This is a genomic window from Variovorax sp. GW822-FHT04A09 (assembly GCF_058801005.1).
This window is the reverse complement of the sequence record NZ_JBXAMV010000004.1, coordinates 188,221-203,115: the sequence shown is the minus strand read 5'-3', so window position 1 is coordinate 203,115 and position 14,895 is coordinate 188,221. Positions and strand designations below refer to the sequence as shown.

General features: G+C 68.7%; 16 protein-coding genes and 1 riboswitch. Of the genes, 4 read left to right on the top strand and 12 right to left on the bottom strand.

Annotation, left to right across the window (positions count from 1 at the left end; translation table 11 throughout):
• Window positions 1-54 precede the first annotated feature (54 nt).
• Window positions 55-1,566 carry a M20 family metallopeptidase gene (locus tag AC1RLW_RS21065; RefSeq protein WP_493194888.1) on the bottom strand — a complete coding sequence of 504 codons (1,512 nt, stop codon included), beginning with the start codon at window positions 1,564-1,566 and terminating at the stop codon, window positions 55-57.
• Window positions 1,567-1,658: 92 nt separating this feature from the next.
• Between AC1RLW_RS21065 and AC1RLW_RS21060 the strand changes: the two genes are divergently transcribed.
• Window positions 1,659-2,513, top strand: a complete 855-nt coding sequence (locus AC1RLW_RS21060; protein ID WP_493194887.1) for a DUF72 domain-containing protein — start codon at window positions 1,659-1,661, stop codon at window positions 2,511-2,513.
• 33 nt (window positions 2,514-2,546) lie between these two features.
• Here AC1RLW_RS21060 and AC1RLW_RS21055 read toward each other — a convergent pair whose 3' ends face one another.
• Window positions 2,547-3,059 carry a bactofilin family protein gene (locus AC1RLW_RS21055; protein ID WP_493194885.1) on the bottom strand — a complete coding sequence of 171 codons (513 nt, stop codon included), beginning with the start codon at window positions 3,057-3,059 and terminating at the stop codon, window positions 2,547-2,549.
• Window positions 3,060-3,174: 115 nt separating this feature from the next.
• Here AC1RLW_RS21055 and AC1RLW_RS21050 point away from each other — a divergent pair, with 115 nt between their 5' ends.
• Window positions 3,175-4,107, top strand: coding sequence for an ion transporter (locus AC1RLW_RS21050; RefSeq protein ID WP_492744064.1), 933 nt, complete (start codon window positions 3,175-3,177; stop codon window positions 4,105-4,107).
• Here the strand turns inward: AC1RLW_RS21050 and AC1RLW_RS21045 are convergent.
• The 4 genes from AC1RLW_RS21045 to AC1RLW_RS21030 all read right to left on the bottom strand — a co-directional run bounded on the left by AC1RLW_RS21045 (window position 4,052) and on the right by AC1RLW_RS21030 (window position 7,112).
• The gene (locus AC1RLW_RS21045; protein ID WP_139702950.1) at window positions 4,052-4,639 is read right to left on the bottom strand and encodes an IMPACT family protein; all 588 of its coding nucleotides are present in this window, start codon (window positions 4,637-4,639) and stop codon (window positions 4,052-4,054) included. The genes AC1RLW_RS21050 and AC1RLW_RS21045 overlap by 56 nt on opposite strands.
• Before the next feature lie 37 nt (window positions 4,640-4,676).
• The gene (gene metW, locus AC1RLW_RS21040) at window positions 4,677-5,264 is read right to left on the bottom strand and encodes a methionine biosynthesis protein MetW (protein ID WP_070063357.1); all 588 of its coding nucleotides are present in this window, start codon (window positions 5,262-5,264) and stop codon (window positions 4,677-4,679) included.
• Entirely contained in the window at window positions 5,261-6,421 is a 1,161-nt protein-coding gene (gene metX / locus AC1RLW_RS21035; protein ID WP_062473608.1) for a homoserine O-succinyltransferase MetX, read from the bottom strand. Before metX ends, metW begins: the two co-directional genes overlap by 4 nt.
• Before the next feature lie 127 nt (window positions 6,422-6,548).
• The gene (locus AC1RLW_RS21030; protein ID WP_062473609.1) at window positions 6,549-7,112 is read right to left on the bottom strand and encodes a TMEM165/GDT1 family protein; all 564 of its coding nucleotides are present in this window, start codon (window positions 7,110-7,112) and stop codon (window positions 6,549-6,551) included.
• Between the two features lie 9 nt (window positions 7,113-7,121).
• Window positions 7,122-7,308, bottom strand: a riboswitch (yybP-ykoY riboswitch).
• Between the two features lie 259 nt (window positions 7,309-7,567).
• Here AC1RLW_RS21030 and rbp point away from each other — a divergent pair.
• Complete coding sequence (gene rbp / locus AC1RLW_RS21025) at window positions 7,568-8,107, top strand: RNA-binding regulator (RefSeq protein ID WP_144004541.1); 540 nt, start codon at window positions 7,568-7,570, stop codon at window positions 8,105-8,107.
• 109 nt (window positions 8,108-8,216) lie between these two features.
• Here rbp and AC1RLW_RS21020 read toward each other — a convergent pair whose 3' ends face one another.
• From AC1RLW_RS21020 to AC1RLW_RS21005, 4 genes are read right to left on the bottom strand one after another with little or no spacing between them, the layout of a single operon-like run.
• Window positions 8,217-9,002 (bottom strand): SDR family oxidoreductase, encoded by a 786-nt coding sequence (locus tag AC1RLW_RS21020; protein WP_493194883.1) that lies wholly within the window; start codon window positions 9,000-9,002, stop codon window positions 8,217-8,219.
• Between the two features lie 43 nt (window positions 9,003-9,045).
• Window positions 9,046-9,696 carry an LPS export ABC transporter periplasmic protein LptC gene (gene lptC / locus AC1RLW_RS21015; protein ID WP_070063362.1) on the bottom strand — a complete coding sequence of 217 codons (651 nt, stop codon included), beginning with the start codon at window positions 9,694-9,696 and terminating at the stop codon, window positions 9,046-9,048.
• On the bottom strand, window positions 9,693-10,241 hold the full coding sequence (locus AC1RLW_RS21010) for a KdsC family phosphatase (RefSeq protein WP_062473615.1): 549 nt from the start codon (window positions 10,239-10,241) through the stop codon (window positions 9,693-9,695). Before AC1RLW_RS21010 ends, lptC begins: the two co-directional genes overlap by 4 nt.
• Entirely contained in the window at window positions 10,241-11,242 is a 1,002-nt protein-coding gene (locus tag AC1RLW_RS21005; RefSeq protein ID WP_062473617.1) for a KpsF/GutQ family sugar-phosphate isomerase, read from the bottom strand. The genes AC1RLW_RS21010 and AC1RLW_RS21005 overlap by 1 nt, the downstream gene beginning before the upstream one ends.
• 86 nt (window positions 11,243-11,328) lie before the next feature.
• On the opposite strand from AC1RLW_RS21005, the gene AC1RLW_RS21000 reads away from it, so the two are divergent.
• Window positions 11,329-13,314, top strand: coding sequence for a monovalent cation:proton antiporter family protein (locus AC1RLW_RS21000; RefSeq protein WP_062473618.1), 1,986 nt, complete (start codon window positions 11,329-11,331; stop codon window positions 13,312-13,314).
• A 16-nt stretch (window positions 13,315-13,330) separates the two neighbouring features.
• On the opposite strand, the gene AC1RLW_RS20995 is transcribed toward AC1RLW_RS21000, so the two are convergent.
• Entirely contained in the window at window positions 13,331-14,269 is a 939-nt protein-coding gene (locus AC1RLW_RS20995) for a zinc ribbon domain-containing protein (RefSeq protein ID WP_493194880.1), read from the bottom strand.
• 86 nt (window positions 14,270-14,355) lie between these two features.
• Window positions 14,356-14,817: a Crp/Fnr family transcriptional regulator gene (locus AC1RLW_RS20990; RefSeq protein WP_095948399.1), complete on the bottom strand. Its 462-nt coding sequence runs from the start codon at window positions 14,815-14,817 to the stop codon at window positions 14,356-14,358.
• Window positions 14,818-14,895 lie beyond the last annotated feature (78 nt).

Here is a 14,895-nt window from a genome sequence, read left to right as displayed (position 1 = left end):
CGCGCCTTCCCGCCAGGCGGGAGCGAGCTTGCTTGGGGCGGCCCGGCGCGGCGCTCAAGCCGCCACCGGCTCCGCAGCCGCAGCGCGGTGCGCGACGGGCAGGGCGGCGATGACCTCGGCCACGGCGGCCGTCAGCTTCTTGGCGTAGGGCACGTGCAGGAACTCGTTGGGGCCGTGCGCGTTGCTCTTCGGGCCCAGCACGCCGCAGACCATCATCTGCGCCGTCGGGAAGCCGGCGCTCAGCATGTTCATCAGCGGGATCGTGCCGCCCTGGCCGATGTAGCCGCAGGAGGCGCCGAAGTGCGCGCGCGAGGCCTTGTTGAGTGCGTCCTCGAACCACGGCGTGATGGTGGGCGCGTTCCAGCCGGTGGCACCGCCGCCGCTTTCGAAGGTGACACGTGCCTGGTAGGGCGCGTTGTCTTCGAGCAGGGCCTTGAGCTTTTGCACCGTCTCGGCCGCATCGACCAGCGGCGGCAGGCGCAGCGAGAGCTTGAAGGCGGTGTAGGGGCGCAGCACGTTGCCCGCGTCCTTCAGGGCCGGAAAGCCTTCGGCGCCGGTGACCGACAGCGTGGGCTTCCAGGTGCGGTTGAGCAGGGCCTCGACCGGGTCGGTGGTGGTCGGCAGCGCGAACATGGTCGAGCCGCCGCAGTCGTAGTGCGCCCACGGGAAACGCTTGTAGACCTCGTCGCCGAGGATGGCGGCGGTGGCCTTGGCCTGCGCCAGCCGGTCGGCCGGCACTTCGCAATGGAAGCTGGCGGGCAGCAGGCGGCCGGTGGCGCTGTCTTCGAGGCGGTCGAGCACCTGCCGCATGATGCGAAAGCTCGAGGGCACCAGGCCCGAGGCGTCGCCCGAGTGGATGCCTTCGGTCAGCACCTCGACCTTGAGCGTGCCGCTGGCCATGCCGCGCAGCGAGGTCGTGAGCCACAGCTGATCGTAGTTGCCGGCGCCCGAATCCAGGCAGATCACCAGCTCGACCTCGCCCAGGCGCGGACGCAGCGCGTCGACGTAGGGCAGCAGGTCGTAGGAGCCGCTTTCCTCGCAGGTCTCGATGAGGCCGACGATGCGCGGGTGCGCCACGCCCTGGGCCTTGAGCGCCTGCAGCGCGGCCACGCTGGCGTACACGGCGTAGCCGTCGTCGGCGCCGCCGCGGCCGTAGAGCAGGCCGTTCTCGTACTTGGGCGTCCACGGGCCAAGGTCGTTGCGCCAGCCGGTGAATTCGGGTTGCTTGTCGAGGTGGCCGTACATGAGCACGGTCTCGGCCATGTCGGTGCCGGTGGCCGGCACTTCGAAGAACAGCACCGGCGTGCGGCCCTCGAGGCGCACGATCTCCAGCTTCAGGCCCTCGACCTTCTGCGCCTCGACCCAGGTCGCGGCGTTGCGCAGCACGGTCTCCAGGTAGCCGTTGGCCGACCAGTCCTTGTCGAAGCCGGGCGACTTGGCGGGAATGGCGATGTAGTCGGTGAGTTGCTTGACGATGTCGCCGTCCCATCGGGCGGTGACATCAGAGAGGGCGCGCGTCGCGTCGAGCGTGCCGGCGGGCATTTCACGGTGCAGGGGGGCGTTCATCGGGGGATTCTCCGCGGGGACGAAAAAACGCATTTTGCGCCTCGCGGCGAGCGCGCGTAGAGTGCGGGCGATCTCAAAACCCGGAGCGCAATGTGAGCAAGGCAACATCGACGCGGATCAAGGTCGGGATCGGCGGCTGGACCTACGAGCCCTGGCGCGACAACTTCTACCCCAAGGGCCTCGCTCACGCGAAGGAGTTGAACTACGCCAGCCGGCAGGTCAGCGCCATCGAGATCAACGGCACCTACTACAGCACCTTCAAGCCCGAGACCTTCCGCAAGTGGCGCGACGACACGCCCGACAACTTCATGTTCTCGATGAAGGCCTCGCGCTTCACCACCAACCGCAAGGTGCTGGCGACCGCGGGCGAGTCGATCCAGCGTTTCATCGACAGCGGTGTGGCCGAGCTGGGCGACAAGCTCGGGCCGATCGTCTGGCAGTTCATGCCGACCAAGCAGTTCGACCCCGAAGACTTCGAGGCATTCCTGGAGCTGCTGCCGAAGAAGGAAGGCAGCCGCGTGCTGCGCCACGTGATGGACGTGCGCCACGAGAGCTTCATCACGCCTGCCTACAAGGCGCTCGCGAAGAAGCACAAGGTGTCGACCGTGTTCACCGACGCCGACAAGTTTCCATCGTTCGAGGAGCCCGAGGGCGATGTCGCCTACGCGCGGCTCATGATGGCCGACGCGTCGCTCGCGACCGGCTACGCGCCCAAGGCGCTGGACACCTGGGCCGCGCGCGCGCAAGGCTGGACCACAACGCCGAAGGCGCGCGACGTGTTCGTGTATTTCATCAATGGCGCCAAGGAGAGGGCACCGGCCGCGGCCGGTGCCTTGCTGCAGCGCCTGGGGTGGGCGCCGCAGGCCGCAGACGCAGCAATGGCCGCCGCCGCGGACAAGCCGAAGCCGGCGGCCAAAAAGGCCCCACCGAAAAAGAAAGCGCCCTGATCGACGGTCGTCAGACCGGGCGCGTCAGGTGCCTCAGGCGGCGGCCTGCAGCGACGGCTTGGCGCCGAAGCTGATTTCGCCGGACAGCTGGCCGCCTTCTTCGATCACGATCTTGCCGTAGCGGATCTTGCCGGTGACCTTGCCGGTCGAGTGGATGACGAGCTTCTCGCGCACGGTGAGGTTGCCGTCGAACACGCCGCGGATCTCGGCGATGTCGATCTCGGCCGAGCCCTTGAACTCGCCCTGCTCGGCGATCTGCATCAGGCGCGAATCCATCGTCGCTTCGACCAGGCCTTCGACCACGAGCGTGTCGCAATCGGTGATCTCGACGCCCTTGAGCTTGATGTTCGGGCCGACGGTGAGCTTGCTGCCGCCTTCCTTGGCGGGCGCAGCCGCCGGGGCCAGGCCGGCCTGCGCGGTCAACGAGGAGGGATTGACGGGAGTGCCCGAGAGATTGGTGCCCGAACCAACCAGCGGTGCGGGACGGGACGTCAGCGAATCGGTGTCACGATCACGCTTGCCGAAAAAGGGGGACTGTGTGGCCAATGGGGAGCTCCTCAAGAAAGGGGACTATCGTAAGAACGCACTCACGGCATGCGGCACTTCATTGCGCAATAAGCGTAACTGAATAAGTCGCCCGAGGCCCCTGACAATGCCTCGCATGACCCGCCTGATCCGCCCGAACATCGAAGCCCTGTCCACGCCCGCCGCCACCGACTCGCGGTTCGACAAGCCCGCGCGCGGCTGGCGGCGCACGCTGTTCACCGTGATCTTCGAGGCCGACACGCCCGCCGGCCTGTGGTTCGACCTGACGCTGATCGCGGTGATCGTGATGAGCGTGCTGGTCGTCATCCTGGACAGCGTGCAGTCGATCCGCGACCAGTGGCGGCCTCTGTTCAATGCGCTCGAATGGGTGTTCACGATTCTCTTCACGCTGGAGTACATCGCGCGGCTGTGCTGCGTGAACAAGCCGCTGCGCTACGCGCTGAGCTTCTACGGCGTGATCGACCTGCTGGCGCTGCTACCGACCTTTCTCGTGGCCTTCGCGCCCGAGCTGGCGTACCTGATCGACGTGCGCATCCTGCGGCTGCTGCGCGTGTTCCGCATCTTCAAGCTCTCGCGCTATTCGGTGGAGTACCGCGCGCTGGTGTCGGCGGTGGCGTCCAGCCGCCGCAAGATCACGGTGTTCGTGGGCTTCGTGATGCTGGTGGTGCTGGTGATGGGCACGCTGATGTACGTGGTCGAAGGCCCGACGCACGGCTTCACCAGCATTCCGGTGGCGATCTACTGGGCGATCTCCACCATGGCCACGGTCGGCTTCGGCGACCTCGTGCCCAAGACCGACCTGGGCCGCGCGATCGCCTCCGTGATGATGCTGCTGGGCTGGGGCGTGCTGGCCGTGCCCACCGGCATCGTCACGGCCGAGATGACGCGGCGCGGCGTCGACGACGACCTGGCGGAGCCGATCGCGCTCGCATCGCGCGGCGTGCTCGCCTTGGCGGTGGAGCCGGCCCCGGGCAAGGTGCCGGCGAAGCGGCTCACGCCGTCGGCCAGACGACGCGCCCTTGCGCAGCATCGTCGAGGCGCGCGATGAAGGCGTCGGCCTCGGGCGCGGGCAGCGCGAAGGCCAGGCGCACGTCGTCGCCGTGCTGCACGTCTTCGAGCACCGCGCCGATGGCGGCCAGCTCGCGCCGCACCAGCCCCTCGAGCGCGTAGGGCACGGCGCACTGCAGGTGGCGCTGGCGCACGAGCGGCACCAGCGTGGCGCCGAGCAGGGCCTGCGCCACGGCGTCGGTGTAGGCCCGCACGAGGCCGCCGGCGCCGAGCTTCACGCCGCCGAAGTAGCGCACCACAGTCGCGAGCGCGCCTTCCACCTGCTGGTGGCGCAGCACCTCGAGCATGGGGCGCCCGGCCGTGCCGCCGGGCTCGCCGTCGTCGTTCGCGGCCGACTGGCCGCCGGCCATCAGCGCCCAGCACACGTGCGCGGCACCCGGATGTTCGGCGCGCAGCGAGGCGACCACCGCCAGCGCGGCCGCGCGGTCGGGCACCGGTTGCACGCAGCCGATGAAGCGGCTTTTCTTGATGAGCAGGTCGCTGTGAACCGGCTGCGCGAGCGTGAAGCTCATTCCGACCCGATGTCCGTGCGGTGCAGGGGCGGCGTGCTCAGCCGCCCCGCTCGAACTTGAACACCGCCGTGCTGGCGCGCGCGTTGGGCAGCCAGCGCACGTCGCGCCCGTTCTGCAGGCCGAAGGCGTCGAGCACGCGCAGGTTGTTCTTGCCGGCCAGCACCTCGAAGTCCTTGTAGGTGCCGACGCGGATGTTGGGCGTGTCGTACCACTGGTAGGGCAGGCGGCGCGTCACGGGCATGCGCCCGCGCGCCACGCTCAGGCGGTTGGGCCAGTGCGCAAAGTTGGGAAAGGCGACGATGCCGAAGCGGCCCACGCGCGCGGTCTCGCGCAGCATGACCTCGGCATTGCGCAGGTGCTGCAGCGTGTCGATCTGCAGCACCACGTCGAAGGTGGCGTCGTCGAACATCGCCAGACCTTCGTCGAGGTTGAGCTGGATCACGTCAACGCCGCGGCGGATGCACTGCAGCACGTTGCCGTCCGCGATCTCCACGCCGTAACCGGTGCAGCCGCGCTCGCGCTGAAGCAGGTCGAGCAGGGCGCCATCGCCGCAGCCCAGGTCGAGCACGCGCGAGCCTTGCGGCACGAGCTGTGCGATCAGTCGTTGATGTGCAAGGTCGCTCATTGGAATTCCTTGGCGACGCGTTCGAAGTACGAGCGCACCACGCCCATGTAGCGCACGTCGTCGAGCAGGAAGGCGTCGTGGCCGTGCGGCGCGTCGATCTCGGCGTAGCTCACGTTGCGGCGGTTGTCGAGCAGCGCCTTCACGATCTCGCGGCTGCGCGCGGGCGAGAAGCGCCAGTCGGTCTTGAAGCTCACGAGCAGGAACTTGGCCGTGGCCTGCGCGAGCGCGGTGCTGAGCTGGCCGCCGTGGTGGCGCGCGGGGTCGAAGTAGTCGAGCGCGCGGGTGATCAGCAGGTAGGTGTTGGCGTCGAAGTACTCGCTGAACTTGTCGCCCTGGTAGCGCAGGTAGCTTTCGATCTGGAACTCGATGTCCTGCGTGGAATAGCGGTAGTCGAGCCCCGCCACCTCGCCCTCGACGGCGCTGCGCAGGATGCGCCCGAACTTGGCGTTCATCACGTCGTCGCTCAGGTAGGTGATGTGGCCGATCATGCGGGCGATGCGCAGGCCGCGCTTGGGCACCACGCCGTATTCGTAGAAGTGGCCGCCGTGGAAGTCGGGGTCGGTCACGATGGCGCGGCGCGCCACCTCGTTGAAGGCGATGTTCTCGGCCGTGAGGTTGGGTGCGCTGGCCACCACCACGGCGTGGCGCACGCGGTCGGGGTACTGCAGCGTCCACGACAGCGCCTGCATGCCGCCGAGGCTGCCGCCCATCACGGCCGCGAGCGTCCGGATGCCGAGCGCGTCGAGCAGCGCCGCCTGGGCGTCGACCCAGTCTTCGACCGTGACCACCGGAAAGTCGGCGCCGTAGACGCGGCCGTTGGCGGGGTTCACGTGCATCGGCCCGGTCGAGCCGAAGCAGGAGCCGAGGTTGTTGACGCCGATCACGAAGAAGCGGTCGGTGTCCAGCGGCTTGCCCGGGCCCACCATGTTGTCCCACCAGCCCTCAGAGCGGGCCTGGCCCTCGTACACGCCCGCGACGTGGTGCGAGGCGTTGAGCGCATGGCACACCAGCACCGCATTGCTGCGCTCGGCGTTGAGGGTGCCGTAGGTTTCGTAGGCGAGCGTGTAGCCGCTGATCGACGCGCCGCTGCGCAGGGCCAGCGGACCTGCGAACTGCATCGACTGCGGGGTGACGACCAAAGGTGACGACGACGACATGAATGAAAAAACCCGGCCTCGCCAAAAACGAGCCGGGTTCGGCAGCCGTCTTTAGCAGAATTTATAAAGCGCCCGCAAGCTGAAGCAAATCGGCGCAGGGCAAGTATAGCCCCGTGACTTTTTCCTGCTACCAGCCGACGATCATCACGACGCCCAGCACCAGGAAGATCGCCGCCGAGATACCGTGCACGAGCTTGATCGGCACGCGCCGCACGATCTTGTCGCCCAGCCACACGACCGGCGCATTGGCCAGCATCATGCCCAGCGTGGTGCCGACGACGACCCAGGCGTAGTCCTGCGTGAAGCGGGCGGCCAGCATGACGGTGGCGATCTGGGTCTTGTCGCCCATCTCGGCCAGGAAGAAGGCGATCACCGTGGTGCCGAAGACGCCGAACTTCGAGACGCCGGGGGCGTCGTCTTCATCGAGCTTGTCGGGAATCAGCATCCAGACGGCCATGGCGATGAACGAGCCGCCCAGGATCCAGCGCAGCACCTCGGGACCGAGCCAGCGCGTAATGTAGTTGCCGACCGCGCCGGCCAGCGCGTGGTTGATGACCGTGGCGACAAAGATGCCGAACACGATCGGCCAGGGTTTCCTGAAGCGCGCGGCCAGCAAAAGGGCCAGGAGTTGGGTCTTGTCGCCCATTTCGGCGAGCGCGACCACGCCCGTTGCAACGAGAAAAGCTTCCATGATGGATGTGGGGTTCCTTGGGCCGAAGGACGCAATTGACCGCACAACACCTTCGGCCATATTCCCGAAGTTGTGCGGTCAAAGGTCTCGCCAGGTGTGTTCACTGCACGCGCCATGTCCTCGTGGGGCAAGGACAAGTCTGTTGACGCGGGCCCTTCTCGTATGCGGAAGGCGGCTACTCCCCAATGACCCGCAAATTGTAGCCGCATCGTCAATTCCCCCGGCTCAAACAGGTAGGCGTGCGCTAACTTCCACTAGTTTCGAAAGGCGCTACCTCAAGACGCAAATTCCTGCTTGCTTTTTTGATATTTCACCCATAATGCACGAGCATCCCTCTTGATTTTGGGCGGGAGCAATTCGGTGATCGGTCAGTTTCGCGCGGCTCGGCGGCTCTCGTTTGAGTGATGCTTTCGGGACTCCATCGCTTTTCTTGATGTGTTTATAGGAGTCCCTTGATGGGCAACAAACTCTACGTCGGCAACCTGCCTTACTCGGTGCGCGACGGTGATCTCGAGCAGGCCTTCGGCCAGTTCGGCGCAGTGACCAGCGCCAAGGTCATGATGGAGCGCGACACGGGTCGCTCGAAGGGCTTCGGCTTCGTCGAGATGGGCAGTGACGCGGAAGCACAGGCCGCCATCAACGGCATGAACGGCCAACCCCTGGGCGGCCGCAGCGTGGTCGTCAACGAAGCACGTCCCATGGAAGCACGTCCCCCCCGCAGCGGTGGCGGCGGCTACGGCGGCGGCGGTGGTGGTTATGGCGGCGGTGGTGGCGGTGGCTACGGCGGCGGCGGTGGTGGCGGCTACGGTGGTGGCGGCGGTGGCCGTTCCGGCGGTGGCGGCGGCTACGGCGGCGGCGGTGGTGGTCGTTCGGGTGGCGGCGGCGGTGGTGGCGATGGCGGTTTCCGCAGCCCCTACGGCGCAGGTCCCCGTGGCGGCGGCGGTGGTCGCAGCGGCGGTGGCGGCTACGGCGGCGGCGGCAACGGTGGGTACTGAACCCCGTTCACTCCTTCGCATGCCTCACGGCACACAAACACAAAAGGCTCCCTCGGGAGCCTTTTTCTTTGCCTGCGCGCTGTGCCCGCTGTGCAATCGGCAATGAAGCTCAGGCTTCGCCGCTGCGCTTCTTGCGCTCCCGGCCCTGCACCGCGCGGTCGAGCACGGCATTGGGCAGCAGGCGCATGACCTTGGCGACCACGCCCATCTGCCACGGAATCACGCGGTAGCTCGTGCCAGCCTCGATGGCGCGCAGCGCCTGGGCTGCGAAATCCTCGGGCTGCATGAGAAAGGGCATGCCGTAGCGGTTGCCCTGCGTCAGCGGCGTGTCGATGTAGCCCGGGCAGAGCGTGACGACCTTCACCCCGCTGTTGTGCAGTTCCCCGCGCAGGCTTTCGCAGTACGCGACCACGCCGGCCTTGCTCGCGCAGTAGGCGCCGTGCCCCGGCAGCCCGCGGATGGCGGCGACGCTGCCGATGCCCACGAGCCGCCCGCTGCCGCGCTGCACCATGGCCTGCACGAAGGGATGGAAGGTGGCGGCCAGCCCCACGTTGTTGACGGCGAAGGTGCGCGCCAGCACGTCGAGGTCCGAACGCTCGGCCGTGTCGATGCCGATGCTGATGCCTGCGTTGGCGATCACCACGTCGGGCACGCCCTGGCGCGCGATGCAGTCGACGCCGGCGGCCACGATGCTGTCGGTGTCGGCCACGTCGGCGCCGTAGACCTGGTAGCGGCCCGCGTCCAGCTGGCGGCCCGTCGCCCAGGTTTCGATCTCGCCCGTGCGCCGCGCGACCAGCGCCAACCGGTAGCCCGCGTCGTAGAAGCACGCGGCCAGCGCCTGGCCGATGCCGCTGGAGGCGCCGGTGATGAAGACGAGCGGTGCGGCGGTGGTCATGCGTGGATCGTCTCCCGGGAACTTGTTCTTGTGTGGCAGCCGCTCAGCGCGGCTTGCCTGCGGCGGCCGACGGCACCAGCACGCCGCGCACGCGGCCCGTGAGGTTGGCCACGCCGCTCAGGTTGTCGTAGTCGAGCGTATCGCCCGTGAACTGGTCGCTGCCGCGGATGAGCGTGACCGGCTTGTTCGACTGCACCTTCTCGGTGTCGAGGAACGCATGCAGGAACTCGCCGCGAAACTCCAGCCGCGGCGTGGCCTTGCCGCTCGCGCTCACCGCGGGTTCGCGGATCACGATCGCGTTGCCGAACAGCTGGATCTCGCTGCCGTCGGAATTCGACAGGCCCCGGTTCGCCGACGAGCGCGTGACCAGCCCCTCGGGCGACACCGAGCGCATGCGCACCTGGTCGACCTCGATGGTGTCGGTGTCCGGGTAGTGCCGCCCCTCGGTGCCATGCAGCTCGCTGCGCAGGTCGCCGTTGGGCAGGAAGTTCTTGATGACGAAGTCCCGCATGAAGTAGTCGGGCTCGTGCGTGGGCGCCGCCTTGACGGTGGGCTCCAGCAGCTTGGGCGCATTGCGCACCAGCCAGTAGGTGCCCAGCGCCACGCCCGCCATCAGGATGATCGGCAGGTAGATGGTGGTGCGGTCGAGCACATCGCGCGTCAGGTTCCAGGCGCGTCGCAGCTGCGGGCTCATGGTCGGGGGCCCAGGGCAGCGTCGAGCAGCGGGCGGTACTGGCCGCAGGCCGTCAACAGCAGGTCGCAGAATTCGCGCGCCGCGCCTTCGCCGCCACGCGCGGTGGTGACGTAGCGCGCCACCGCGCGCACCTCGGCGTGCGCGTTGGCCGGTGCCGCGGCGAAGCCGACGCGGGTCAGCACGGGCAGGTCGGGCCAGTCGTCGCCGATGGCGGCGGCCTGCGCCCAGGTGAAGCCGAGCTGCTTCAGCATGGCCTCGGCGGCGGGCAGCTTGTCTTCGGTGCCGTAGCGCACGTGCTCGATGCCCAGCGCCTCGAGCCGCACGCGCAGCGGCTTGGAGTCGCGCCCGGTGATCACGGCCGGCGTGATGCCGGCCTTGCGCAGCAGCTTGAGGCCGTAGCCGTCGAGGATGCTGAAGCGCTTGAGCGTCTCGCCGTGCTCGGTGAAGTACACGCCGCCGTCGGTCAGCACGCCGTCGATGTCGAAGAAGACGATGCGCACGTCTTGCGCGGCCAGCAGGGTCTCGGCCTGGAAATCAAGCGGCATCAGATGACCTTCGCGCGCATCAGGTCGTTGGTGTTCACCGCGCCGACGATCACCCCCGCGCCGTCGATCACGAACAGGCGGGTGATGCCGCATTGCTCCATGAGTTCGGCCGCCTCCACCGCCAGCGCGTCGACGCGGATGGTGCGCGGGTCGCGGTGCATGATGTCGGCCGCCTTGGGCGTGCGCAGGTCGGCGCCGGCCTCGATCAGGCGGCGCAGGTCGCCGTCGGTGAAGATGCCCAGCGCCCGGCCGTCGGGCTCGACCACCGCGGCGGCGCCGAAGCCCTTGATGCTCATCGCGCGCATCAGCTCGCTGACGGTGGCCGTCGGCGGCACACACGGCACTTCGTCGCCCGAGCGCATGACATCGCTCACGTGGGTGAGCAGCTTGCGGCCCAGCGCACCGCCGGGGTGCGAGCGCGCGAAATCTTCGGAGCCGAAACCGCGCGCGTCGAGCAAGGCCACGGCCAGTGCGTCGCCCATGGCGATCTGCGCGGTGGTGCTCGCGGTGGGCGCGAGGTTCAGCGGGCAGGCTTCCTTGGCGACGCCGGCGTCGATCACGATGTCGGCATGGCGCGCCAGGGTGGAATCGGGGCGGCCGGTCATGGCGATCAGGGGCACGCCCTGGCGCTTGACCACCGGCAGCAGCACGGTGAGCTCGTCGACCTCGCCGCTGTTGGAGATGGCCAGCACGAGGTCGACCGCCTTGATCATGCCGAGGTCGCCGTGGCTGGCCTCGGCCGGGTGCACGAACATCGCGGGCGTGCCGGTGGAGGCGAGGGTGGCAGCGATCTTGCGGCCGACGTGGCCGCTCTTGCCCATGCCCATCACGACCACGCGGCCGCGCACTTCAAGAATCTTGCGCACGGCCTCGACGAAACTCGGGCCGACGCGGGCCTTCAGGCCGAGGACGGCTTCGGCTTCGATGTCGAATGTGACGCGTGCCCGGGCCAGGATGGCGTCGGGGTCGACCACGTGGGTCGGGGCGGGGCGGGAGCTCATCGCCGGATTTTACGAGGCGGGCGCGGTCGGGGATCACATGGCCCGGGGAAGCCCGGGGCACGGACATTGCTCTAGCATCGGCGCCTATGTCTTCGTTCGATCTCACGCTGTTGTATCTGTTGGCCGCGGTGATCGGCGTGGTGGCCTGCCGGTCGCTCAAGCTGCCGCCGATGCTCGGCTACCTGACGGCCGGCGTGCTCATCGGCCCGCATGCGCTGGCGCTGGCGCAGAACTCCGAAGGCATCCGCCACCTGGGCGAATTCGGCGTGGTGTTCCTGATGTTCGTGATCGGGCTCGAGTTCAGCCTGCCCAAGCTGCGCGCCATGCGCAAGCACGTGTTCGGGCTGGGCATGGCGCAGGTGCTGCTGACCATGGCGCTGGCCACGGCCGGCGCGCTGCTGATCGCCACGCAGCTGCCGCCGGCCTGGCAGCTGGGGTGGCAGACCACGCTGGCGCTGTCGAGCGCGCTCACCATGAGCAGCACCGCCATCGTGGTCAAGCTGATGGCCGAGCGGCTCGAACTGGAGAGCGAACACGGCAAGCGCGTGATGGGCGTGCTGCTGTTTCAAGATCTGGCCGTGGTGCCGCTGCTGGTGCTGATTCCCGCCCTGGGCGCGCCGCCCGAGGCGCTGGCCAAGGCGCTGGGCTTCGCGCTGGTGAAGGCCACCTTCCTCATCGGCGTGCTGCTGTACGGCGGGCCGCGCATCATGCGCTGGTGGCTCACGCTGGTGGCGCGGCGGCGCAGCGAGGAGCTGTTCATCCTGAACGTGCTGCTGATCACGCTGGGCCTGGCCTGGCTCACCGAGCTGGCCGGCCTGAGCCTGGCGCTGGGCGCCTTCATCGCCGGCATGCTGGTGTCGGAGACCGAATACAAGCACCAGGTCGAGACCGACATCCGCCCCTTCCACGATGTGCTGCTGGGGCTGTTCTTCATCACCGTCGGCATGTCGCTCGACTGGCACATCGTGGTCGAGCGCTGGCTGCTGGTGGCGGTGCTGCTGCTGGTGCCGCTGCTGTTCAAGCTGGGGCTGGTGACGGTGCTGGCGCGGGTGCTGGGCGCCACCTCGGGCGTGTCGCTGCGCACTGGCCTGTACCTGGCGCAGGCCGGCGAGTTCGGCTTCGTGCTGCTGGCGCTCGCGCAGGACCGCAACCTGCTGCCGCCATGGCTGGCCAACCCGGTGCTGGCGTCGATGGTGCTGTCGATGCTGGCCACGCCGTTCATCGTCATGTACAGCAACGCCATCGTGCGCAAGCTGGTGGCCAGCGACTGGCTGCAGCAGTCGCTGCAGATGACGACCATTGCGCGCAAGACCATCAACACCGCGCAGCACGTGATCATCTGCGGCTACGGACGCTGCGGCCAGAACCTGGCGCGCATCCTGGAGCGCGAAGGCATTCCCTACATGGCGCTCGACCTGGACCCCGACCGCGTGCGCCAAGCGGCCGCGGCTGGCGATTCGGTGGTGTTCGGCGACGCGGCGCGGCTGCAGGCGCTGATGGCCGCGGGCCTGGCGCGCGCCAGCGCGGTGGTCGTCACCTACCTGGACGTGGGCGGCGCGATGAAGGTGCTGGCCAACACGCGTGCCCACGCGCCGCACGTGCCGGTGATCGTGCGCACCCAGGACGACCACGACCTCGAGAAGCTGCAGGCCGCCGGCGCGACCGAGGTGGTGCCCGAGGCCATCGAAGGTTCGCTGATGCTCGCCAGCCATGCGCTGGCGCTGGTCGGTGTGCCGATGCGGCGCGTGATCCGCGTGGTGCAGGACCAGCGCGACGCGCGCTACAACCTGCTGCGCGGCTACTTCCACGGCGCCGACGACGACAACGCCGACGAGATCGACCACGAGCGCCTGAACAGCTTCACGCTCACGCCGGGCGCACGCGCCATCGGCCAGACGCTCGGACGGATTGCGCTGCCGACGCTGGGCGTGCGGGTGGCCAGCCTGCGCCGCCAGGACGGCCAGGCGCGCGTGCCGGCCGACGACACGCTGCTGTCGGACGGCGACACCCTGGTGCTCTCGGGCAAGCCTGCCGCGCTGGCGATTGCCATCGAACGGCTGCAAAAGGGCTGAGGCTGCCGGCGCGGGCTCAGTTCAAGAGCGACGGGTTGCGCTTTTCTTCTTCGATGCGCTGCTGACGGCGCACCGCCTCGCACTGCGCATGCGACCTGTACTCGGGCTTCACGCACTGGGCCGCCATACATTGCGCCTTGGCGATGAAGTTGCGGTCGCCGCATTGGGCCTGCGGGTCGGCGGGAGGAGCCGGTGTCGCGGGCGCGGGTGCCGGTGCGGCCGCCACGGGCGCCGCGGCGGCTGGGGCCTGGGGCGCCGGTGTGGCGGGTGCCACCGGCTTGCGCGGCTTCGCGACGGGCGTCGGCTTCGGTGCGGCTTCCGCCGGCTCGACGACCGCTTCTGCAGGTGGCGCTTCAGCCACGGGCGGCGCAGGCTCGGTCGCGACAGGGGGGGCTTCGACCACCGTTGGGGTCGCAGCGGGAGCCGGCACGGCGACAGGAGGCGGTGCCACGGCCGGCTCGGGCGCCTTGCTGCCGGTCCCGTAGCCCAGCCAGCCCGCGACGACCAGCAGCAGCGCGACCGCGAGCAGCCCCAGCCACAGCCCGATGCCGCGCGGGCGCAGCACCGGTTCGGGCGGCTTGATGCGCTTGACCTTGATCCGCGTCTTGGGCCGGTCGGCCCGCGGGGTCGGAGGCAAGGACGAGGCCGCGCCTGCGCGCCCCGGCGCCACGATCACGGTTCGTTCATCCGCCGGCGGCGGTGGGGGTGGCGGCTCGGGCATCCAGCCGTTGGACGCAGGCGACGACGCCCGCTTCGACTCGGCGGGATCGAACAGCGGTGCGGGAATGGTCGGCGCACGCAGCTGGGCTGGTGCGGTGGTGGCCCATTCGCGATCGGCAGGACTGGGCGCCGGCGGCGGCACGCGGTCGGCGGCCGACAGCCGGCCACCGCAGCTTCTGCAGAAATTGGCACCGTCGCGGTTGTCCGCGTCACAGACCGGGCAGATCAAGGCCATGGCTCACCAGCAATTCTCGGGATCGGAAACGAAGACTTGTTCTTGTTGTTGTGCGCCGGCTGGCAGCGCGCGGCGAGTCGAAAGGCTCAGGTGACGGCCACCCGCTTGGAGCGGTGCGCCATGCGCTTGGCGATCACGGCGCCGAGCGCCATCGCGATGTCCAGCGCCATGTTGGGCTGGCGGTTCGACATTTCGGAGAACCGCACGGCGGTGAGGCGCCACACGCGTCCCGCGCCGGTGACCACCACGTTGGCCGCATGCGGCTCGCGCGAGAAGAACGAGCCTTCGCCCACCACCGAGCCCGGCGACAGCACGGCCAGGCGCATCTGTTCCTTGCTGCTGACGCGGTGCACGCTGATGGCGCCGCTTTCGACGAAGAACACCGAGCGGTCGTGCGTGCCTTGGGAGATCAGCACGTCGCCGACACCGGTCTCGATGGGCTGCAGATAACCCGCGAGCGTGTCCCACTGCGCGACGCTCAAGGTCAGCGCGAACGCATCGGCGCTCAGGTTCTCCGCAATGGAGCGGCTCAGGTTCTGGATGGACATGTTTTTCTCGACCCCCGCAAGTGATCCGAAGTATCCGCGAAGGCCCCGAGGTTCGGCTACAACTGTTTACGCTTTCCC